General features: G+C 65.6%; 18 protein-coding genes. 7 read left to right on the top strand and 11 right to left on the bottom strand.

The genetic code is table 11. The annotated features are described in order from the left end of the window. Positions 1–35: 35 nt before the first annotated feature. Complete coding sequence (locus EGD98_RS20965; RefSeq protein ID WP_268899138.1) at positions 36–158, bottom strand: hypothetical protein; 123 nt, start codon at positions 156–158, stop codon at positions 36–38. Between the two features lie 82 nt (positions 159–240). Then, complete coding sequence (locus EGD98_RS01485) at positions 241–513, bottom strand: hypothetical protein (protein WP_220586575.1); 273 nt, start codon at positions 511–513, stop codon at positions 241–243. A gap of 124 nt (positions 514–637) precedes the next feature. Between EGD98_RS01485 and EGD98_RS01480 the strand changes: the two genes are divergently transcribed. Beyond that, positions 638–1,288 (top strand): hypothetical protein, encoded by a 651-nt coding sequence (locus tag EGD98_RS01480; protein ID WP_220586574.1) that lies wholly within the window; start codon positions 638–640, stop codon positions 1,286–1,288. A 24-nt stretch (positions 1,289–1,312) separates the two neighbouring features. Here EGD98_RS01480 and EGD98_RS01475 read toward each other — a convergent pair whose 3' ends face one another. From EGD98_RS01475 to EGD98_RS01460, 4 genes are all read right to left on the bottom strand, one after another. After that, on the bottom strand, positions 1,313–2,413 hold the full coding sequence (locus EGD98_RS01475; RefSeq protein WP_220586573.1) for a site-2 protease family protein: 1,101 nt from the start codon (positions 2,411–2,413) through the stop codon (positions 1,313–1,315). A gap of 116 nt (positions 2,414–2,529) precedes the next feature. Next, positions 2,530–3,489 carry a segregation/condensation protein A gene (locus EGD98_RS01470; protein ID WP_220586572.1) on the bottom strand — a complete coding sequence of 320 codons (960 nt, stop codon included), beginning with the start codon at positions 3,487–3,489 and terminating at the stop codon, positions 2,530–2,532. Between the two features lie 6 nt (positions 3,490–3,495). After that, positions 3,496–7,083 carry a chromosome segregation protein SMC gene (gene smc / locus EGD98_RS01465; protein ID WP_220586571.1) on the bottom strand — a complete coding sequence of 1,196 codons (3,588 nt, stop codon included), beginning with the start codon at positions 7,081–7,083 and terminating at the stop codon, positions 3,496–3,498. 20 nt (positions 7,084–7,103) lie between these two features. Next, positions 7,104–7,514: a DUF7518 family protein gene (locus EGD98_RS01460; RefSeq protein WP_220586570.1), complete on the bottom strand. Its 411-nt coding sequence runs from the start codon at positions 7,512–7,514 to the stop codon at positions 7,104–7,106. 614 nt (positions 7,515–8,128) lie between these two features. Between EGD98_RS01460 and gatB the strand changes: the two genes are divergently transcribed. The 4 genes from gatB (at position 8,129) to EGD98_RS01440 (ending at position 13,340) form a co-directional block, all read left to right on the top strand. Then, positions 8,129–9,643 (top strand): Asp-tRNA(Asn)/Glu-tRNA(Gln) amidotransferase subunit GatB, encoded by a 1,515-nt coding sequence (gene gatB / locus EGD98_RS01455; protein ID WP_220586569.1) that lies wholly within the window; start codon positions 8,129–8,131, stop codon positions 9,641–9,643. A 611-nt stretch (positions 9,644–10,254) separates the two neighbouring features. Beyond that, positions 10,255–12,132 carry a PAS domain S-box protein gene (locus tag EGD98_RS01450; protein ID WP_220586568.1) on the top strand — a complete coding sequence of 626 codons (1,878 nt, stop codon included), beginning with the start codon at positions 10,255–10,257 and terminating at the stop codon, positions 12,130–12,132. A gap of 101 nt (positions 12,133–12,233) precedes the next feature. After that, positions 12,234–12,596: a DUF7344 domain-containing protein gene (locus tag EGD98_RS01445; protein ID WP_220586567.1), complete on the top strand. Its 363-nt coding sequence runs from the start codon at positions 12,234–12,236 to the stop codon at positions 12,594–12,596. A 12-nt stretch (positions 12,597–12,608) separates the two neighbouring features. After that, positions 12,609–13,340, top strand: coding sequence for a DICT sensory domain-containing protein (locus EGD98_RS01440; RefSeq protein WP_220586566.1), 732 nt, complete (start codon positions 12,609–12,611; stop codon positions 13,338–13,340). A 23-nt stretch (positions 13,341–13,363) separates the two neighbouring features. Here the strand turns inward: EGD98_RS01440 and EGD98_RS01435 are convergent, their stop codons facing one another. From EGD98_RS01435 to EGD98_RS01425, 3 genes are all read right to left on the bottom strand, one after another. Next, complete coding sequence (locus EGD98_RS01435) at positions 13,364–13,837, bottom strand: cupin domain-containing protein (RefSeq protein ID WP_236039282.1); 474 nt, start codon at positions 13,835–13,837, stop codon at positions 13,364–13,366. 214 nt (positions 13,838–14,051) lie between these two features. Further along, positions 14,052–14,588, bottom strand: a complete 537-nt coding sequence (locus EGD98_RS01430) for a hypothetical protein (protein ID WP_220586564.1) — start codon at positions 14,586–14,588, stop codon at positions 14,052–14,054. 70 nt (positions 14,589–14,658) lie between these two features. Then, positions 14,659–15,729, bottom strand: coding sequence for a pyridoxamine 5'-phosphate oxidase family protein (locus EGD98_RS01425; RefSeq protein ID WP_220586563.1), 1,071 nt, complete (start codon positions 15,727–15,729; stop codon positions 14,659–14,661). A 223-nt stretch (positions 15,730–15,952) separates the two neighbouring features. On the opposite strand from EGD98_RS01425, the gene EGD98_RS01420 reads away from it, so the two are divergent. After that, positions 15,953–18,436 (top strand): DNA topoisomerase I, encoded by a 2,484-nt coding sequence (locus tag EGD98_RS01420; RefSeq protein ID WP_220586562.1) that lies wholly within the window; start codon positions 15,953–15,955, stop codon positions 18,434–18,436. On the opposite strand, the gene EGD98_RS01415 is transcribed toward EGD98_RS01420, so the two are convergent. Both EGD98_RS01415 and EGD98_RS01410 read right to left on the bottom strand, forming a co-directional pair. Further along, the gene (locus tag EGD98_RS01415; protein WP_220586561.1) at positions 18,433–18,636 is read right to left on the bottom strand and encodes a hypothetical protein; all 204 of its coding nucleotides are present in this window, start codon (positions 18,634–18,636) and stop codon (positions 18,433–18,435) included. The two genes, EGD98_RS01420 and EGD98_RS01415, sit on opposite strands and share 4 nt — an antisense overlap. Before the next feature lie 665 nt (positions 18,637–19,301). Beyond that, on the bottom strand, positions 19,302–19,703 hold the full coding sequence (locus tag EGD98_RS01410; protein WP_220586560.1) for a Rieske (2Fe-2S) protein: 402 nt from the start codon (positions 19,701–19,703) through the stop codon (positions 19,302–19,304). 86 nt (positions 19,704–19,789) lie between these two features. Here EGD98_RS01410 and EGD98_RS01405 point away from each other — a divergent pair, with 86 nt between their 5' ends. Then, positions 19,790–22,252, top strand: a complete 2,463-nt coding sequence (locus EGD98_RS01405) for a GAF domain-containing protein (protein WP_220586559.1) — start codon at positions 19,790–19,792, stop codon at positions 22,250–22,252. Positions 22,253–22,329 lie beyond the last annotated feature (77 nt).

Genomic DNA, 22,329 nt, shown 5'->3' with positions numbered 1-22,329 from the left:
TAAGGAAGTAACCATCCCAGAATCGCAGCACACTCCTAGCGCTCTTTCGTTCGAGACCGCCCGTCGTCGCGGACGTACTCCAGGGCGGCGACGAACTGCTCGACGTCGACGCGGTCGCCGGACTCCGCCAGTCGTTCGCGAATCTTTGTCGGTGTCATGTCTAGACATACCACAGAAGAGCACATAGCGGTTCTTCCGAGACGGCTAGGTCGTACTCGCGACCTGTTCACCAGCGCCGCCTCACTCGGTATCAGAGCCGGGCTGTTCGCCGTGGAGGTCGAACCACTCCCGGAGGGGCCCGCGAATCCCGTCGAACGTGACGGTGACGTCGCCGTTGAAGCGCCACTTCGCTCGCGGGGACTCCTCACCGAAGTATATCGGAACGTCCACCTCGAGGTCCTCGACGGCGACGTCGAGCGAGTCGTCCCGGTCGACCGTCTCGTCGAGGAGCCGTTCGACGGCGGCCTGTAGTTCGTCCATGTCCGGTTCCGGCATCCCCGTGCTCTGGCTCATACAGTCGCATAACGGCTCCACCTATCTCTTTGTTTCCCCCGACCCGCGGTGTCGCTGGGTACCGGGGGACGACGATACCGGGACGACAGCAATCCGTATCACGCCCGAGGCCCTCGGGCGGAGTATGGAGACACACGCGGGTCGGTTCCGGGTCTACCGCGTCGTCGAGTCGGTGCCACACATCAACCTCTTCGACACCGAGGCGACGCGGCTCTACACCGCCTACCGGTCGGGCTACGGCGACCGACAGGCCGAGATCGACGGGCTCCGGACCGGCGACCTCGTCGAGGCGACGCTGGCCGGCGACCCCGACGACCCGGACGAAGCGTGGTCTATCCAGTCCGTCGAGCGTGTCGACCGGGTGCGGATGGCCTTCGCCGTCGACGCCGACCCGCCAGCCGTCGCCGAGGAGCTGTGGACCGAGGGCCAGGAGCGACCGTCGACGACCGTCCTGGAGTGGGAGGGCGAGCCAGTCGCCGAGGTCGCGGTCCAGCCGAGGGCGCCGCTGCCGGGCGGTGCATTCGTCCCCAGCGTGCTCACCGGGCTAATCCCCATGGAGGAGCGGCTGGGCGACCTCCAGTCGGTCGGCGAGCCGGTGACCGACGCGCTCTTCGTCGACCCGGACCCGCCGGACGCCGACCGCTACTCGCGGCCCTTCGGCGCCGTCGTGTTCTTCAGCGCGGCGGGCGAGGCGCTTCGCGACGAGTTCTACGGGGCCTACGACATCGACCCCGCCGAGGACAGTCGGCCGGCGTACGACCCCTACGGCATCTAGCGGGTGGCGACGCAGCGAGAGGTGCTACACCGAGACGACGATCGGCACCGGCACGAAACAGAGCGCGCCGAGTACGAGCGTCAGGATACCGAGAGCCCGTCGCCTGGGCCCCAGTGGCGTCTCCACGAGCGGCGAGGCGGTGCCAGCGCGGCTGAACACCAGCGCGATGATACCCCAGAACCCCCACAGCGGGGCGCCCCGGCCGGCCTCGAACAGGAACAGGTACCCCGCCAGGCAAAAGAGGAGGACGGGAACGATAAACTGTACCGCGTCCATGCGCTCGCCGACCAGCGAACGGCTGATGTGGGCACCGTCGAGCTGGCCGACCGGGATGAGGTTGAGGAAGGTGACGAAGGCGCCGACCCAGCCGCCGATGACCACGGGGTTGGGCAGCAGGTTCGGGTCGTCGTAGCTGAGTGGCTCGCCGACCAGAGCGGCGATACCCTGTATCAGCGGCGGATACCCCAGCTCGATTCTGGTGATGAGGCCGCCGTCGACGTATATCGGGTCCAGCGTGACGCCGACGGCCGTGACGACGACCGTCGCGACCAGCCCCGCCAGCGGCCCGGCGACGCCGATGTCGAACAGCGCCCGCCGGTCGGGGATGTTGTCCTGCATCCTGATGACGGCGCCCAGCGTGCCGATGACGTTGAACGGCAACGGGAGGAAGTAGGGCAGGCTGGCCTGGACCTCGTGATACCGCGAGAGGGCGTAGTGGCCGAACTCGTGGACCGCGAGGATACCCAGGACGGCGGCGGCGAAGGGCCACGCCTGCCAGATGGCAGCGGGCTCTTCGACCACCGAGAGGCCGTACCACCGCGTCCCCGCGTACAGCGTCGAGAGCAGCGTCGCCGCCGCGAGGACGACGTTGAGCCACGGGACGCCGTCGACACCCAGCGAGCGCTCGCTCGCCACCAGCACGTGCCCGTCGGACTCGGTCCGCAGGCGGACGCGGTAGCCGTGCTGTCGGAACGTCGGTCCGACCTGCTGGATGACCTGCGCGGCGTCGGTCACCGGCTCGCCGTAGTACCGGATATCCCCCTCTGTGAGGTCGATTTCACGGACGCTGAAGACGTCGGCGAGGCGCTCGGGACCCGGCGGCGACTGACCCGACTCCTGACCCATCACCGACACGTACGGCCGCGAGCGTTTTGAACCTGTTTGCTAACTAGTAGCAGTGGCTGGGCTAGAGGTGACGACTGGCTGTTCCGGGCTGTGGCCACAGGCGCAAAGACAGTCGACTAGTCCGCGACGGCTTCCCCGGACCCGGTTGCGGCGCTGGGGTCCTGAATCCAGAGGTCGCCAAAGAGGTCGTCCTGCTGGAGGACGACCCGGCCTCGATGGGCCAGAAAGAGCAGGCCGAGGAACGTCTCGACGCGGGAGCCACCCGCCGACTCGACCTCGCGGTAGAGCACCTCCTCGCGGCCCTTGTCGTACTGCTCGCGCACGGCGGCGTAGACGTCCTCGATTATCTCGTCTATCTGCTCGCCGTGGGCGGTGCCGGTCACGTCGGCGGCGGAGGGCTCGTCGTCCAGCCGCATGTCGTCGGCCCCGCGGTAGTCCAGTTCCTGGGTGCCCCGCTGGAACCCCTTCGGCGAGCCGCTGGTGTCGTACTCCCGGGACTCCTTCCACCAGTTGTCCCGCTCGGCCTCCCGCAGGTCCCGGACGAGTTCGTCCAGGGTCTGGGGCATCCCGCGAGCGCGGCGCCGTTCCAGTCGGCGGTCCATCTCCGACTCCAGGGCGGCGAAGGGGTCGGGCTCGTCGATAGGGTCGTCACCGGACATCGCCTGCTCCCACGGCTCGACGGGCTCTTCCTCGGGCTCGTCGGTGCCAAGCATTGCGTCGCTTTTCATCCGGACCAGCACGGAGGCGTAGAACAGCGCCCGCCCCGACGTGCGCAGGTCGGTGCCGTCGATGGCATCTAAGAACTTGTCGGTCACCGTCACGACGTCGATGTCCCACGGGTCTATCTCGCCGTCATCGGCGAGCTGGACCAGCACTTCGACGGGTTCGGGCGCGTCGTCGTCTTCGCCACTATCCTGAGCAGGGCCGTCTTCGCCGGCGCCAGCCGCTGGCGTCGGCTCCACTTCGGCCCCGTCGTCGACACCCGCGTCGCCGGTCAGCAGGTCCACGTCGGACTGTTCGCTGGGCCGTTCGCGGTCCTCGTGTCCGGTGATATCGAGCGGGATGTCGTCTGTCATGAGTGGTCAGTCGTCTGCGACTACTTCCTCCTCGTCGGGGCCCTCCTCCGAGAGGTCGATACCGGTCACGGCCGAGACGTTGTCGCCCTGCATCATAACGCCGATGGCCCGCTCGGAGCGTTCCAGCAGCGCCGAGCGATGCGAGACGACCACGAACTGGGCGTCGCCGGCGAGTTCGTCGACGAGCTCGCCCACGAGGTCGGCGTTTTTCGCGTCGAGGAAGGCGTCGACCTCGTCTAACGCGTAGAACGGCGCCGGGTTGTGCCGCTGGATGGCGAAGATAAAGGCCAGCGCAGTGAGCGACTTCTCGCCGCCGGACATCGCCGCGAGTCGCTGGATGGGCTTGTCGCCGGGCTGGGCCTTCATCGTCAGCCCGCCCTCGAAGGGGTCCGCCTCGTCTTCCAGGTGGAGGTGGCCAGTACCGTTCGAGAGGCGCTCGAAGATGTCCTGGAACTGCTCGTTTATCTCGTCGAACGACTCCATGAACGTCGCCTTCTTCTTCTGTTCGTAGCTGTCGATGCGCTCCCGTATCCCGTCGGCCTCCTCGACGAGCGTCGCCATCTGCTCCTCCAGCTCTTCGAGGTCGTCGGCCACCCGGTCGTACTCCTCGATGGCGCGCATGTTGACCGGTTCGAGCGCTTCCATCTCGGCGGTCAGGCGCTCTATCTCGGACTCGACGGTCTCGTGGTCGGGGACGTCCTCGGGGTCGTAGTCGCCGACCTGCGCCTCGAGTTCGTCTATCTCCCACTCCAGACGCTCGCGGTCGTCGCGCTCGTCCTCGAGGTCGCGTTCGACGTCGGTGACTTTCGCCTGCTGCTCGTCGCGGGCCTCCTTCGCGTCCTGGAGGTCACCACGAAGGTCCTCACGCTCGCCCTTGAGCTCGGCGAGTTCGCTTTCCAGCTCCTCGACCTCCTGTTCTTTCTCGCTTTTCAGTTCGCGTTTCTCGGCGACCTCCTCTTCCAGGTCCGCGATGGTCTCCTCCTTCTCCGCCTTGCGATTCTGCGCGGCCTCGATGTCGTCGTGGAGCTCCTCGATGGCGTCCTCGGCGTACTGCTTTTCGAGTTGCAACTCGTTGAGCTTCGCGTCGAGGTCGTCCTCCCGGTCTTCGAGCGCGTCTATCTCCTCGCGTATTGCCTCGCGTTCGTCGGTCAGGTCCGGCAGCTCGGAGTCGGCGACCTCGCTTTCCAGCTCCTCGATATCGCCCTCGATTGCGGCGATAGTCTCGTTGGCCGCCTCGATGTCGGCCTCCAGTTCGTCCATCTCGTCGGCCACGTCCTCGCGCTCGCTGGCGATCTCCTCGATTGCCGCTTCGAGGTCGTCGATGCGTTCGCTGGCCTGTTCGAGTTCGGCCTGCTTGCGCTCGATGCTCGTCTCGATGTCCCGGAGCTGCTCGGTCGCGTCGGACTCGCGGTCGCGGGCGTCGTCTAAGCGCTCCTCCACGTCCCGGAGGTCCTCGCGTACGTCCGCGCGCTCGTCCTCCAGTTCCTGGATACGCGTCGCGACCCGTTCGAGCTGGCCGGCGCCGCCGGAGAAAGAGTATCGAGTCCCCGACGAGGAGCCACCGGTCATCGCGCCGCTCTTCTCGACGAGGTCGCCCTCCAGGGTGACCATCCGGTAGTCGCCCATCAGGTCGCGGGCGGTCTCCATCGTGTCGACGATGACCGTATCGCCCAGCACGTACGAGAAGACGCCCGCGTACTCCCGGTCGAAGTCGACCAGGTTGTAGGCGAAATCGATGACGCCCTCCTCGCTCGGCAGCGACGGCAGCGAGCGGTTCTGCATCTGCGTAATCGGGAGGAAGGTCGCCCGCCCCGCGTTGCGGGATTTGAGGTACTCGATACAGGACTGACCGACGCCGTCGTCGTCCACGACGACGTGGGCGAGTCGGCCGCCGGCGGCGGTCTCGCAGGCGGTGGCGTACTCGGCGTCGACCCCGCCCAGTTGCCCGACGGTACCGTGGACCCCCTCGCGGCCCGCGTTCAGGATTGCGGTGACCGCACGGCCATAGGAGGAGTCGCCGTCCTGGCCTGCCTTCGCCTCGAGTTCGGCGTACTCCTGTTGTTTGGCGCTTATTTTGTCTTCCAGCGCGTCGAGGTCGGACTGGAGTTCCCGCTTCTCGTCGCGCAGGTCGTCGACGACCTCGCCGATGGTCTGCTTGTTCTTTCTGGCTTTCTCCAGTTCGGATTCGAGGTCCTCGATGTCGGCCTCGAGGTCGGGAATCTCGGCCTCTGCCTCCTCGATAGCCTCGCGTTTCTCGTCTTCCTCGTTGGAGCGCCGTCGGGCCTCGTCTAACAGGCGGTCCTGCTCTCGCTGGAGGTCGTTGCGCTCGGTCTTCCGCTGTTCGAGCTCGTCGCGTTTGGCCTCGAGTTCGTCCTTTATCTCCTCGAACTCCTCGCCGATGTCGTCGATGCGACCCTGAACGTCGGCGAGCTCACTTTCCGTGCTCGTGATATCCGCTTTGACGTTTGACTTCTCGACTTTCGTCTCGCGGATGTCGCTCTCCAGTTCGTCGATGGTCTCCTGCTTGCGGTCTATCTGGACGAACGCCTGGCGGCGTTCGTTCTCGGCGGCCTCGACGGCCTCCTCGGCGTTCGCTATCTTGTCCTCCAGTCTGGAGATGTCGCCTTTTATCTCTTCGATGTCCCGCTTGATGGCGAGCTGTTCGTCCTCGCCCTTGCGCTCGATTTCGTTGTTGAGCTCGTGGAGCTCGTCCTCCAGCCGGACGACCTTCCCTTGCCGGCTGTCGAGTTCCTCCTGGAGCTCGGCGAGTTCGCTCTCGAGTTCCTCGATGGCCGCCTCGGTGTCGGCGAGTTCCGCCCGCTTGTCCTCCAGTTCGGCGGCCTTGCGATACCCCTCGAACTCCTCTTTCTCGTCGCGCAGCTCCTGGTACTGGAGCGCGGTCTCGCGCTCGTCTTCGAGCTGGTCGAGGCGTTCTTGCTTCTCCTCGATGCGCAGTTCGGCCTCGTCGATGCGCTCCTGGACGACCTCCAGTTCCTCGAAGGCGTCTTCCTTCTTCGCGTCGAACTGCGCGACGCCGGCGATCTCGTCGATAATCTCACGCCGGCTCCCGGCGGTCATGTTGATTATCTCGGTGACGTCGCCCTGCATGACCACGTTGTACCCCTCCGGCGTGACACCGGCCTGGGCGAGCAGGTCCTGGATGTCCGAGAGGTTGACCGAGCGGCCGTTGATGTAGTAGTACGAGTAGTAGTTGTCCTCGGTCTCCTTGACACGGCGCTTGATGGATATCTCGTCGACGTCGCCGACGTCCTCGGTGCCGGCGGCGTTGACCACCTGGGCTCGGTCGACGGTCCGGTCCTCGTTTGCGAGGATGACCTCAACGCTGGCCTCGCGCTCGCCGCTGTACTCGACGTCCTCGTCGGCGTGGCCCGGATTGTAGATGAGGTCCGTCAGCTTCTCGGCGCGGATGCCGGAGGTCCGGGCGAGGCCGAGCGCGAAGAGGACGGCGTCGATGATGTTGGACTTGCCCGAGCCGTTCGGGCCCGAAATAGTAGTAAAGTCCTCGTAGAACGGGATTCGGGTCTTCCGCCCGAAGCTCTTGAAGTTGTCGAGGACGAGCTCTTTGATGTGCATACGGTGTGGGGGCCGCCCGTCTAGGCCACGATGATGTCGGAGCCGGAGTCGTCGTCGGCCTCCGATTCGGCCTCGGGGTCGGCGGTGTTGTCAGTCTCCTCGGGAGCCTCAGTGTTAGATGTACCGGCCTCGGCCGTCGCGGTCTCGGAGCTCCCGGCCTCGGGAACCAGAATCTCGCTCTCGGTCGAGGTCTCCTCCGTTTCCTCGCTCTCGGTTTCCGACGTTGCGTCGGACTCGTCGGCCTGCTGTTCGCTCGGTCGCTCGCCCGCCTGTTCGGGCGGCGCCCGGCTGAACCCGTTCTGCTCGTCGACGGTGTTTTCCAGCTCGCGGATGCGGACCTTGCACTCGACGAGCTCGTCGGTCAGACCCTCGACGGAGGCTTCCAGTTCCTGAACGCGCGTTTCCAGTTCCTCGACGCGGTTGCCACACATATGCCACACAGTGACGTTCCGGCCACATAAACGTGCGTCAGACAACAGTACGGATTCCGATAGATAGCGTGTTCGCGTGCGCTGGCTGATGTGCGGGCGAGACGCGGCCGTTGCTTCGGTGGTCGGATACTGTCGCTATCTGGAGTGGAAACCTGGGGTTGGAGCGAAACGTCCGAACTTGACTACCAACGGCTGGAACGTCTCGCTAGCTTACCCTGGCAACTGTACTGCCAACAGCCAGAAAGCCCCCGCGCTCTCGACCGCCGATAGACTCGCTGCGCTCGTCTATCGTGCTCTCGCGCGGCTCGCTGTGCTCCTCGCCTCCCTACGGTTGGCTGCGGTGCTTACTTCGCCGTGCTTCGTCGAGAGCGCGGCCCCTTTCAGTCCCGCCCAGAGCTGTTTGACCAACCGGCTACGGGTGGGACTGAGCGGAGCCGACGGCTCCGCGAGGGTCAGGAGACGCGCAGCGTCTCCAGGGACTTTCTGGCTGTCAGCAACGCTGTCGACCCCACCAGCTAGCAAGGCTTTCTGGCTGATAAGAATCCCAGCCACTCATTCAAACACCACAGCTAGGGGTCGTTACGCTTTAGCCGGGGGGCCCCGAACCACGGGTAATGACTGCACAAGCCGCCGAGTCCCGCGAACTCGCGGCCGTCATCGGGCTGGAGGTCCACGTCCAGCTGGAGACGGAGACGAAGATATTCTGTGGCTGTTCGACCGAGCCCAGCGAGGAGCCAAACACCAACACCTGTCCGGTCTGTCTGGGGCTGCCAGGGGCGCTGCCGGTCGTCAACGAGGGAGCGGTCGAGGCCGCCGTCAAGGTCGGCAAGGCCATCGACGCCGACATCCCCGAGGAGACCACCTTCCACCGGAAGAACTACTACTACCCCGACCTGCCCAAGAACTTCCAGATAACGCAGTACGACGCGCCCATCTGTGCGGACGGCGAGCTGGAGTTTGCTGTAGAGGGTGACCGCCGTGCGGTCGACATCCGCCGGGCCCACCTGGAGGAAGACCCCGGCTCCATCAAGCACGTCCGGGACGGCAGCGGACCGCTCGAATCTCGCACCACCAGCATCGAGCGGGCCGACTACACGCTCGTCGACTACAACCGCGCCGGGACGCCGCTGATGGAGATCGTCACGGAGCCGGACTTCCGCGCGCCCGGTGAGGTTCGGGCCTTCCTCGAGAAGCTGGAGGAGGTACTGGAGTATCTGGGCGTCTTCGACGCGACTCGCGACGGGAGCCTCCGCATCGACGCGAACCTCTCGATGGTCGACGCCGAGGCGGTGGGCGAGGACGGGCACATCGACGACGAGGTGCTCGAAGAAGCGAACCGCACGGAGGTCAAGAACATCTCCAGTCACAAGGGCGCCGAGAAGGCCCTGGCCTTCGAGGAGTCCCGCCAGCGCAAGCTCGTCCAGTCGGGCCGCGCGGTCGAACAGGAGACCCGCCACTTCAACGAGACTCACGGCAACACCGTCTCGATGCGCTCGAAGGAGGAGGAGAAGGACTATCGGTACTTCCGCGAGGCCGACATCCCGCCGTTGCAGGTGTCGGGCTGGAAAGACGAAATCGCGATTCCGGAGCTCCCGGACGCCCGCCGCGAGCGGTTCGTCGCCGAGTACGGGCTGAGCGACGAGGCCGCCTCGAAACTCACCAGCACCAAACAGGTCGCCGACTTCTTCGAGAGCGTCGCTGAAGCGTTCGACGCCGACCTCGCCGCGACCTGGGTCGCCGACAATCTGCTGGGCGAGCTGAACTACCGCGATATGTCTATCACCGATATCGACGACCGCTTCGAGGAGGTGACCCGGCTCGTGGAACTCGTCGACGAGGACGAGATTACGGCCAAGAACGCCCACGAGACCGTCCTCAGGGAGATGCTCGACGAGGGCGAGGACCCCGACACTATTGTCGACCGCGAGGGGCTGGGCAAGACTTCCGGCGACGCGGTCCAGGGCGCCGTCGAGGAAGCCATCGCGGAGAACCCCGACACCGTCTCCGACTACTACGACGGCGAGGACAACGCCCTGAACTTCCTGGTCGGGCAGGTGATGCAGAAGACCGGCGGCTCAGCGGACCCCGGCGAGGTCAACGGACTGCTGCGCGAGGAACTGGACGAGTAGGGTACTGTACTCGCCCGAGCGGAGTCGTCCGAAAGGCGCTTCGCGCCTTTCGTGATGAGCGTGGGACTCGGCGAGTCCCACGAGCCTGCGAACGGGCGGCTTCGCCGCCCGTGAGCAGATGACGAGAGAGCTTTGCTCTCTCGGATCACGAGGGCGAGCCTTTTTCGCGCACGTTTTTCGAGTCGAGCGGGACCGGCGGTCCCGCTGTCTGCGCGCGGGTCCATGACCCGCTCGCACGGTCCGAGGGAGCTTTGCTCCCTCGCTAACCTGCGAACGGGCGCGATGCGCCCGTGAGCAGAGAGCCGGTTGCGGGCTGTCAGCCCGCAACCGAACGACGTGGCGGCGTAGCCGCCACGCTCTCCCCGCAGCGAGCCGAAGGCTCGCGAGGAAGGGCGACGTTCACGAGAGCGAAGCTCTCGTGCAGCCCATCAGAAATCTTCGATTTCTGAGGACGATGAAAAAGGTGCAGGCCAACGGACTGCTTCGCGAAGAACTGGACGAATAACACTCCGACAGCATCGGCTTCCGGACCCGTCCGATTCTCGCATCCGGTATCAGCAGTGATAATCCCTCAACAGCCCTTATAAACCGGTAGCCGTCAATCACCGTAGATGACGATTGGTGAAGACCTGAGTTGTTTCGCCGAGGGCGAAGGCACTGCTCTCACGGCGGGGCTGCTCGATGCGGTTCAGGACATCTTCTACGTCTGCGATAGGGACGGCACGGTCGTCGACTACAACGAACGGGTACCGGAAGTGAGCGGCTACGCGGCCGAGGAAATCGAGTCGATGAAGATGTGGGAGTTCGTCCGCGAGGCCGATCGAGCCCGGATCACCGAGCGCGTGACCGACATCGTAGAGGACGGCGAGCGAATCCGAACCGAGGGGCACCTCCTGACGGCCGATGGGGACTCGATTCCGTACGAGTTCTCCGGGTCCCCGTTACGCGGTCGGGGCGGCGACATCGTCGGGTTCGCGGGTACCGCGCGAGATATCGCAGAGCGCAAGCAGCGCCGACGGGAACTGGAACGCAAGACCCAGGCCATCGACGCGGCACCGGTCGGAATCACCATCACCGACCCCACACAGAAGGACAACCCGCTCATCGATGTCAACTCCAGTTACACGCAGATGACAGGATACGACGAATCGGCGGTGGTCGGACGGAACTGCCGGTTCCTGCAGGGCGAGGACACTGACGCGGAGCCGGTCAGGAAGATACGTGCGGCAATCTCGGAGGCGGAGCCGGTGACCGTCGAACTCCGAAACTACCGGAAAGACGGCGAGCAGTTCTGGAACCGCGTCTCCATCGCACCGGTCACGGACGAGGACGGCACCGTCACTAACTTCGTCGGGTTCCAGCAGGACGTGACAGTGCGAAAGGAGCGCGAGACGGAACTGGAGCGCCAGAACGACCTCTTCGAGAAGGCACAGGACATCGCCGACGTCGGTGCGTGGGAGTACGACCCACACTCGGGGGAGACGTACTTCACGGACCAGGTGTACGATATCTACGGCGTCGGCCCGGACCACGACCCCGAGCCCGAGTCGGATATCCAGCGGTTCTACCATCCGGCGGACCACGACACGGTTCGGGACGCCGTCTCAGGGGCCCTAGAGTACGGCGAGCCGTACGATATCGAGGTCCGGATCACCGCCGCCGACGGCACCGAAAAATGGGTTCGCACGCGCGCAGATCCGCAGTTCGAAGACGGCACCTGCCAGCGCGTCCGCGGGACGATCCAGGACGTCACCGACCGCAAGGAACGCGAGCAGGAACTCACGAGACAGCGCGATACCCTCGAACTGCTGGACCGGTTGGTCCGTCACGACCTGCGCAACAACCTCCAGGTCGTCTCCGGGCACGCGGAGGCGCTCGCCGACCACGTCGACGAGGGCGGCCGGGAATCGGTCGAGAAGATACTCCACAACGTCGAGACGGCCGTCGGCCTGACGCGGTCCGCCCGAGACCTCGCAGAGGTGATGCTCCACGACAGCGACGCCGAAGGGGCGTTCTGGCTCCGACCCGTCCTCGACGCCCAGATGGAGGAGGCCCGCGCAACCAGTCGGAACGCGTCCATCACGCTCGCGGGGCCGGTGCCAGACGTCCGCGTCACCGGCGATGACCTGCTCCCGTCGGTGTTCAGGAACCTCCTGAAAAACGCCGTCCAGCACAACGACAAAGAGGTGGCCGAAGTCGTCGTGTCGGCGACCGAACGCGACGAGATGGCCCGCATCCAGATAGCCGACAACGGTCCGGGCGTCTCCGACGACCGGAAAACGGAGATATTCGGGAAAGGCGAGATGGGTCTGGCAAGCGACGGGACGGGAATCGGGCTCTATCTGGTCGAGACGCTCGTCGATAGCTACGGCGGGACGATTCGTATCGAGGACAGAGCGGACTGGACTCCCTCGGGCAGTCAGTCCCAGGTCGACGAAAACGACGCCGAAGGAGCCGTGTTCGTCGTCGATCTCCCACTGGCAGCGTAGTCCACACAGCCGGGCAGTTCGGGCTACATTTTTTATTCGGACCCCGCCCCAACCAGTCAACTAAGAATACATATTTCACGTGTGGTAGTGCAGGTACTATCATGACAAACGACAGGTCGACGATGGAGCTCGAGGCTGCAGTAGGGCAGGGAAACGAATCGGTATCGCCGGCGGTCGCCGAGGTGCTCTCAGAGCCGTACAACCGCTACGTACTCCGCTACCTGCACGAGCACCCGACCGCCAGGGTGGAGGAACTGGTAGACGTCGTCTTCGGGGCGGAAGTGGCCGAGTCCGACAGTGTCGCGACACCCGCGAACCGGGAGCCTGTCTGCTTCTCGCTTCGTAACACCGTCCTGCCGGAGCTCGACGAACGGGACTACGTCGATTTCGACCCCGACGAACAGACCGTCGCCCGAGCGGACGTTCCGGAGGACGCCTTCACAGCGATGGGCATCGACGAGTGAACTGAGACCGGGATGGAGGCACTCAGCGACCAGCTCGAGGCCATAGAGAGTCGACGCAAGACGCTCGACGTGTACACGGATAAGGCGGCGACGGTCGCTGAGTTGGCGGCACAGTTCTCGACGCGGAACGTACAGGTTATCCAGAACGAGTACGCGGTGGGTGCCGACACGGAGTTTATGGTCGTTCGGAACGCCGAGGGAGACCCACAGGGCGCGCTGGGGGTCGAGCAGTTCCGGACGCTCATCGCGCCCGACATCCATCCGCCCTGGGAGCGCTCCGGAACGGAGGCGGACCTCGCCGACCTGTTCGACTTCCTCGATAGCACGCTGTTTACCTCGTTCAGCCGCCGGCAGATGCTGGCGGTCTCACGCGAAATCGAGGAGCGCGCGTGGCGGGTCGACACGGGAGTGCTGTACGTCGGCTTCCAGAACGCGACCGCAGTCGACGCACAGGCGGCCGTCTACAATCGGTTCGCTCGTCGGAGCGCCGTCGGGCTGCAGCTGTTCATCGAAGACGAGTTCGATGGGCGGCTGGACGGGTCTATCGACGTGGTATCGGGCGGGGGCGAGGAGATTGGACGGTTCTGGTTCCTGCTGTTCGACGGCGGTGGCGCCGACCAGTCGAAATGCGGGCTCCTGGCCGAAGAGCGCGAACCAGGCCGGTTTTACGGGTTCTGGACGTACAGACCAGGAATCGTCGACGAAATCATCGACTATCTCAGAGCCACCTACGGTGTCCAGTAGGGCGGTAGACGGCGCCGGTCAGGTCAGGTGCGGACGATGCTGTCGCCGAGCGGGTCCAGCGGTGCCTCGAACTCGTGGACGGTGGTGCTGTCAGAGAAGAACGCTACGAACCGTGCCGTCTCCGACCCAGTGTTGCGGAGGCCGTGCGGTTCCATCGCCGGAAACACTGCCATCTCTCCGGCAGCGAGTTCGCCGCCGCCGTCACCGGCCCATATCTCGACCCCGTCGCCCTCGAGGCAGACGAGGAGTTCCTCGGGGCTGTCGGTGTGGGTGCCCAGCTCCTTTCCCGGCGGTATCTCGGTGTAGACGACGGTGTGGCCACCGGACAGTTCGAGTCCGGTCGTCGCCGGGAACTCCGGTGCGAACGGGATACTGACACCGAACTCCGTCTCGGAGTCGGCCTGGGTCATCTCGACCGTCTCCAATTCGTCGAACCGTATCTTCGTCAGGTCGGGTGTGGTGCGCTCGTCGACACTGTCAGCGTTGTCGGTTTCCATAATTGTCACTATTGACACATACTATTTCTGTAGCCTTATAGACATATCCGCGTCTGCTCACTGAATGAGCGCGCGTTACTCACCGCAGGCAAAGTAATTGCGTGGGAGGGGGCGTCCGGTGGAAGGGAGACGGCCCAGCGGACAGCGACAGTACGCGCGAGATCGTATCGCGTTTGGCTCCGCCACCGAGAGAGCGGCTCGCCGGTCCGACCGACTAGGTCTCGCTCGCCTCGGTCTGGTCACCGTTTGCCTGCTGTGCCTGCGTCGTGACCGCCGGGTCCAGCCGCAGCAGCGTCACAAAGAGGACGACCGCAGCGGTCTCGACCAGCTTGATAGCGCCCTCGACCGGTTCGGCGGGGAAGTGCGAGAGGACGAGGAGCACGGTGTTCTGACCGCCGTGACTGTGTCCGCCGCCGCCCGACGCGGGGGCCGGGCCACCGACGAGGAAGGCCCCGTGGCCGGTGGCGTGCCAGGTGACCCAGGCTGCGATGGAGCCGACCAGCAGGAGCGCGGCCCCAGCATAGGCAGTTCTGAGTGAGATGACCTCGAAGCTGACGAGATACGGGCCCGCGAGCAAGAGCAGTCCGAGCGCGACGAAGAGGAACGGTCGCGGGTCAGGCGGGATTCCCGTCCCGAACGCGTTCAGGTAGACGAGGCTCCGGGGGAATCCCCACCAGAGGTGGTAGGCCGCCGTCACGAAGACGAGCGCGGCGGCGACCGCACGGGAGATACGGGCGGTCCGTCTGTCCATAGCGATACTCGGACTGTCAGCGACAAGAGCGCGTCGGTCTCCCGGCGGAGGTAGCCGACCCGGACCACCGTCACGCCTCTGTGAAGAAGCCGCTCTTCTTGACCTCCTCGTCGTCGGTCCCCCACGGCGGGTCGAACGACTCGACCGAGAGCGACGGCAGCGGCGGGTCCGTCGTGACCGTCGCCTCCTCGACGTCCATCAGGACCCACTTTTTCGTCCGGTCGACGTCGGTGAGGTCGGTGGCGCCGGCGACCTCGTCGTGCAGCGTCGCCGAGCCGGAGACCCGGACGATAGCCTCCGTGTTCCACCAGTCGAGGAACGTGAGGGTCGCGACCCCGCGTTCCCTGATGTTACCCATAGAGGCGTGGATGCCGTTGCCGCGGTACTCCGGCCACGCCAGCGTGTGTTCGTCGAGCACCTGGACGAATCCGGGGGGACCTATCCGGGGCGAGAGGTCGGTCTCACCCTCGCTGTCAGCCGTGCCGAGGAAGGAGACCACCTGCGTTCCGATGAACTTCTCGACGGCGGGGACCAGGCGGTCGTACGTCGTCCGACTCGGCGCGACCTCGGGGCCCTCGGGCGCCCCGTCGTCGACCGCCAGTTCGGGGATGTGTTTCGCACAGTGGATGTACGCCTCCTCGATGTCGAGGACGTACCAGTCCGTCGCGGGCCCGTCCCGGGAGACGCCGACCGGCGGGGCCACTCGTCGATGCGCCGACCCGTTGATGTGGAGGCCGACGGTCGTGTCCCACCAGTCGACAGTCACCAGCGAGAGGAACCGTTCCTCGTTGGGGCCGACCAGCGGCCCGCTGCCGTCGACCATCGCCGCCGCCGGCCACGCGATTCGGTCGTCGGCGAGTATCCTGATGAACCCCTCGTCGGCGAAGCACGGTTCCGTCACCGGTCGGTCGCCGTCGAGTGCGCTGGCAAAGCCCATCCATCGGTCCATGAGGAACGACTTCATCTGGCTGGTCAGGGCGTGTTGCATGGCCGTGTCGTAGAACGCCTCGGCCCGGTCGGCTGTGCCCAGCTCCGCCTGCAGTTCGTGTTCTCCCTGGCTCCCGGGCAGGTCAGCTCGTGGGTCCGTCGTCTCGTCCGTGCTCGATTCCTCCGCCCCCGGCGTGTTGCTTCCTACAGTCATCCCCGGTCTATCATGTTCGTTCGTCCAAATAACAGATAAAACTTTGTCTATAAGGGTGAAAGATATTCGGCAATCGTTCGCTGGCTCGGTTCCACCGCCGCCTATAGCGTGGCCCACGGGCCCGCAGGCGCTCGCGCACCCGCGCTGTAGGCCGATTCCCCCGAAAGTCTTTAGAACGACTCCGAGCGTAGCGACCCCTAATGAGCACGACAGGTGGTGTCCGATGGAGCTGATAATCACAGAGAAGGACAACGCCGCCCGCCGCATCGCCGAAATCCTCTCGGAGGGGAGCGCTTCGGCCGAGCGGCGCAACGGGGTGAACGTCTACCGGTGGGGGACCAAGCGCGTCGTCGGCCTCTCGGGCCACGTCGTCGGCGTCGACTTCCCGCCCGAGTACAACGACTGGCGCGACGTCGAGCCGGTCGAACTCATCGACGCCGAAGTCACGAAGGAAGCGACCCAGGAGAACATCGTCACGACGCTCAAGCAACTCGCACGGAAAGCCGAGTCCGCCATCATCGCGACTGACTACGACCGCGAGGGCGAACTCATCGGCAAGGAGGCCTACGAGCTCATCCGCGAGGTGACCGACGTGCCCGTCTCCCGCGTTCGCTTCTCCTCTATCACCGAACGTGAGGTCCGGGAGGCCTTTTCCGAACCGGACGACATCGACTTCGACCTCGCTGCCGCGGGCGAAGCCCGCCAGATTATCGACCTCGTGTGGGGGGCCGCCCTCACCCGCTTTCTCTCCCTCTCCGCGCGGCAGCTGGGCGACGACTTCATCTCCGTGGGCCGGGTCCAGTCACCGACGCTGAAGCTCATCGTCGACCGCGAGCGGGAAATCCAGGCCTTCGACCCCGAGGACTACTGGGAGATATTCGCCGACCTCACGAAAGACGATTCGACCTTCGAGGCCCAGTACTTCTACGACGACGACGGCAGCGAGGCCGAACGCGTCTGGGACGAAGACGCCGCCGACGCGGCCTACGCCGACCTCAGCGGGGTCGAGGCCGCGACGGTCACCAGCGTTCGCCGGCGTACCCGCACCGACAGCCCGCCGACGCCCTTTAACACGACGGCCTTTATCTCGGCGGCCAGTTCGCTTGGCTACTCCGCCCAGCGGGCGATGTCCATCGCCGAGGAGCTCTACACCGCGGGTTACATGACCTACCCGCGGACGGACAACACCGTCTACCCCGAAGACCTAGAGGAGGACGAGCTGCTCGACGCGTTCGTCAGCTCGCCCGATTTCGGCGAGGACGCCGAGGCGCTGCTCGAACAGGACGACATCGTCGCCACCGAGGGCGACGAGGAGACCACCGACCACCCGCCGATCCACCCGACCGGTGAGCTGCCCCCGAAGTCCGAGCTCTCCGAGGACGAGTGGGAAGTGTACGAACTCGTCGTCCGTCGCTTTTTCGCGACGGTCGCCGAGGCCGCCACGTGGGAGCGCCTGCGCGTCGTCGCCGAGGCCGCCGGTCGCTCGCTGAAGGCCAACGGCAAGCGCCTGGTCGAACCCGGCTACCACGCCGTCTATCCGTACTCCAGCGCCAGCGAGAACCACGTCCCCGACGTCGAGGAGGGCGAGGCGCTGGCGATGAGCGAGGTCACCCTCGAAGACAAACAGACCCAGCCGCCCCGACGGTACGGGCAGTCCCGGCTCATCGAGACCATGGAGTCACGTGGGTTGGGAACAAAGAGCACGCGACACAATAGCATCGAGAAACTGTACGACCGCGGCTACATCGAGGGGGACCCGCCCCGCCCGACGACGCTGGCGATGGCCGTCGTCGAGGCCGCCGAGGAGTTCGCCGACCGCGTCGTCAGCGACGACATGACCGCCCAGCTGGAGGAAGACATGACTCGTATCGCCAACGGCGAGGCCACCCTCGACGAGGTGACCGACGAGTCCCGCGAGATGCTCCAGAAGGTGTTCGACGAACTGGCCGACTCCCGCGAGGAGATCGGCGAACACCTCCAGGAGTCCCTGAAGGCCGACAAGACGCTGGGCCCGTGTCCGCAGTGTGGCGAGGCGATGCTCGTCCGCCGCTCTCGCCAGGGTTCCTATTTCGTCGGCTGTGACGGCTTCCCCGAGTGTCGGAACACGCTCCCGCTGCCCTCGACCGGCGAGCCGCTCGTGCTGGACGACGAGTGCGACGAGCACGAGATGCACCACGTGAAGATGCTCGCGGGCCGGGACACCTTCGTCCACGGCTGTCCCCGCTGTGAGGCCGAGAAGGCCGACGAGAGCGAGGACGAGATTATCGGACCGTGTCCGGACTGCCACGAACCGGACGGCGGCGAACTCGCCATCAAACACCTCCGCTCGGGCTCCCGGCTGGTCGGCTGTACGCGCTACCCCGACTGTGAGTACTCGCTGCCGCTGCCCCGAAACGGCGACATCGAGGTCACCGACGAGTTCTGCGAGGACCACGACCTCCCCGAACTCGTCGTCGACCCCGACAGCGACGACCCGTGGGAACTGGGCTGTCCCATCTGTAACTTCGAGGAGTACCGCGCCAGAAACGCCGTCGAGGAGCTAGAGGACTTAAGCGGCATCGGCGGGGCGACCGCCGAGAAGCTCGAAGCGGCCGGCGTAGACTCCCTGGACGCTCTAAAGGAAGCGGACGCCGACATCGTCGCCGCCGAGGTCCAGGGCGTCAGCGCGAGCCAGGTGCGGGACTGGCAGACCGAACTCGAGGCCTAGCGCTCTATCTTCACTGTCTCGCTGGCGGCCGCGACTAGCCGCTCGATACTGTCGCGCAGGCCCAGGAACTCCCGTTCGAAGTTCGTGTCCTGTTGCAGCGCCTGTCGTTTGGCGCGTTCCTGCGTGTACCAGTCGCTCATCGTTCCCTCTGCAATCCGCGTCTCGTAGTCTGCCGGGAGGTCGTAATCGTGTCTAGCCATTTGCTGTACCTTTGTTCGGACCGGTCGCCTGCGCTCGGCCTCGTCGACTCGTGTCGACAAGTCACGAGTTTAGGTCCCGGCCACTTTCTACCAGTTACTTGGACGTGTGTCACCTAAAGTCTTTTTCTCCACTGTTTTTGCTGCACGATTGGGACAGGAACTGGAAGTTCTAGCTGTATTTGTGCACAATTATACAGCGGCGTGTAGCTCAGACTGAGACCGTTGCAAAACGCCCGCAGAATCGGGCTATGGCCCTACAGATGTAGATACGAGGTCGAACTCGGCCCGTCATCGTCGTCCACCTTTTTCGTCGTCGGGTGACTTCGCTCACGGTGCTCGCTACAGTCACCACTCTCTGCCCACGGCGCGTCGCGCCCGTTCGCAGGTTAGCGAGGGAGCAAAGCTCCCTCGGACCGTGCGAGCGGGTCATGGACCCGCGCGCAGACAGCGGGACCGCCGGTCCCGCTCGACTCGAAAAACGTGGTCTTCGTGAGCGCAGCGAACGAAGGCTCGAAAGACGAGCAATGCGCGGTTCGAGCAGAGTAAGAACCGTGGGAGGCGAACGGCCCCGCCGTGAGCCAGCGAGTCATTCGGTGGCCAAAAAGGCTGACCACTCGGCTTCGCCTCGTGGTCAGTGAACCGCACTCACTCCGTTCGTGCGGACCCTACAACTGCAGATGCGACGTCGAACTCGGTCCCCCGTCGTCGTCGATACCTCCCTCGTGCATGAACTCGTAGTCGTCGTCGATGAGAAAAATCGTCCCATGACGCTCCGCGATATCGATATCTGGCAGCGTCGTCCCGGCGGCCTCGCCGTTGTCACAGTCGCCGTCGCAGGCGTCGAACAGCGAGCCGTGGCGGGGGCAGATAATCTCGCCGTCGCGCATCGGGACGCCCTGTCCGGTATCGAACGGCTGGTTCTCGTGGGTACAGCGGTTGACCCACGCCGCGACACCGTCCTTACAGGGCACCAGGATGACCTCTTCGGGGTCGCCGTAGGGGTCCTCGGCGGTGAACAGGTACGAGCCGTCCTCGTGGACCGCCTCGACAGTCGTCAACTGGTGCATGGTCGGAGGGACTGCGAGGAGGGACTAAAACGTAGGCCACCGCACACGGGCCAGACGTTTTTATCTCCTGCTTACATTTTGGCGGTATGAGCGACCTCGCCTGTTCGAACGAGGACATCATCGGCGCGCTCGACGGACTCGGCCCAGTGACAACGGGCGAACTCGCCGGGATGGTCGACTGTTCGGACGGGGCACTCGAGGACAGTCTCGACGCCCTCGTCGATGCGGGCGTTGTGGAGACCAGAGTCGTCGACGGGTGCAGTCGCCTGTGGTGGCGCATACCGGACGACAAAGAGGGCGTGGACACGTTCCGCGCCGAGCTCGCCGAGCGGCTCCGGCCGCTGACCGACCCGGAGGAAATCCAGAGCGTGGCCGGTAAGCTCCTCGCCGAACGGCTGGACGTCGACCGGGCGCTGTATCTCGAGGTGTTCCCCGACGAGGAGACACTCCAGGTCCGGGACGGGTATGCCCGCGACGGGCTCACAGAGGTCGAAACCAAACACCGATTCTCGGACTTCGGGGACCACGTCGGGGACAGGCTCCGGCGGGGGGAGCCACTGGTCGTCGACGACGTGACGGCCATCGAGGACCAGTCCGACGAGCAGGAGGCGGCGTACCTGGCCGCCGACATCCACGCGTATCTCACCGTACCCTTATTGAAATCCGGGCGGCTCGTCGGCCTGTTCACGCTCCAACAGACCACCCCTCGCGAGTGGAGCGACACCGCCGTCGAGCTGACCAGGGAGACGGTCGAGTCGACCTGGGCAGCCGTCGAGCGGGCTCGGGCCGAGCGAGAACTGGCCGAAACCAACAGTATCCTCCGGCGGCTCACGGACGCGAGCCAGGTGTTCATCGACGCCGACGTAGCGACACTCCGAGAGAGGGTCGTCGAACTCGCCCGGGAGGTCGTCGACTGTCCGTCGACGACACTGTGGCGCTACGACAAGGACGAGGGGGAACTCAGGGCAGTCGACAGCGAGACCGACCCAGAGCACGCGACGCCGGACCGACCGTCGGACCAGCGCAGCGAGCGCGCCTGGGCGGCGTTCGTCAGCGGGGAGCCGGCCGTCGAGAGCGAGCTCGACGCCCCGGCGGGGGTCCCCGAGGACCCGTCGGCCGAGCCGATACGAAGCCGTCTCGTGGTCCCGCTGGGCCGCCACGGCGTCCTCGAGGTGGCCTCGACCGAGCCGGGTCGGTTCGACAGCGGGACGCTCGACCTCGTCGAGACGCTCGCGGCGACCATCGAGACAGCGTGGGACCGTGCATCGGGTGAAGCGGCATTGCAGCGCCGGAATCGGGAACTCCAGGAACTCGACGAACTGAACACCCTCATCCGGCGAATCGACCAGTCGCTCGTGGAGGCCGACACCGTCTCGGCGATAGACAAGACGGTCTGTGAGCGCCTGGCCGAGTCCGAGCGGTACCTGTTCGCCTGGGTCGGCGGCTACGACCCGGAGCCCCCAGCGGTGAGCCCGCGGGCCTGGGCCGGGGTCGACAGCAGTGCCATCGAGGCGCTCACCGCCACCACCGATCCGACCGCGGACGACAGACTCGGGCCCGGAACCCCCGCGACTGACCCGTTCGTGACGGCCGTCCAGTCGAGCGAGATGCAGACCGTCGGTGATATCGCAACCGATGTGCGGGCCACACCGTGGCGCGAGGCGGCCCTCGAACGTGGCGCGCGCTCCTGTCACTGTATCCCGCTTGTCTACGAGGAATCCGCCTTCGGAGTGCTGGTCGTCTACGCAGCGACACCCCACCGGGGAGACCGCGACGAGCAAGTCCTCGCTGAGCTGGGCGGGACAATCGCCCACGCGATTCACGCTGCGGAGGCCGCAGCGACCCGCCAGGGCGGGAGCGTCGTCGAACTCACACTCCGGGTCACGGACGCAAAGACGCCGCTGTGCCGTCTCTCGCGGGAGACCGGGTGCGTCATCGAGTCCGATGGGGTGGTAGTCGGCGACGGGGCGGAACCGACGGTCGTGTTCACAGCCAGTGGCGTGACCCGGGAGGCGCTGATGACGGCCGCCGAGTCGTCCCTGTCCGTCGATAGCCTCAGGGCCCTCGCGGCGGGTGAGGGCGGTACGCTGTGCAAAGCCGAGATAGCGGACGACTCGCTCGTCACACGATTGCAGAGCGACAGCGCGACCGTTCAGTCACTGACAATCGACGCCGGTGTCGCGACGGCTGTCGTTACCCTTCCGGAGACGGCGGCCGTTCGGGAGTACCTCGACGGACTCACGGCCACCGGTCTGGAACTGGAACTGATCGCACGCCGCACCCGGGAGCGGTCGCCCGACACCACCCAGCGGCTGCAGACGGCCTTCCGGGAGCAGCTTACCCCCCGGCAACAGGAAGTGTTCGCGCTCGCGTACCGCTGTGGGTTCTTCGAGTCGCCGCGCGTCCAGACCGGTGCCGAGCTCGCGGACGCCCTCGGTATCGCGCAGTCGACGTTCAATTACCACCTGCGAGGTGCCCAGCGGCAGCTCTGTGCGGCTGTCTTCGACCCGGCCGGGGCAGCGCAGACAGACCACCACTGGCAAGAGTGACGTGCGGTCTGTCTCGACCAGTAGTCGCAATGTTGCGACTGTAATCAGTCAGCTGTCGCAGTATTGAGACACTGTCC

This window comes from Haloarcula salinisoli (assembly GCF_019599405.1).
Taxonomy (GTDB): Archaea; Halobacteriota; Halobacteria; order Halobacteriales; family Haloarculaceae; genus Haloarcula; species Haloarcula salinisoli.
This window is presented reverse-complemented; position numbering and strand designations above follow the sequence as displayed.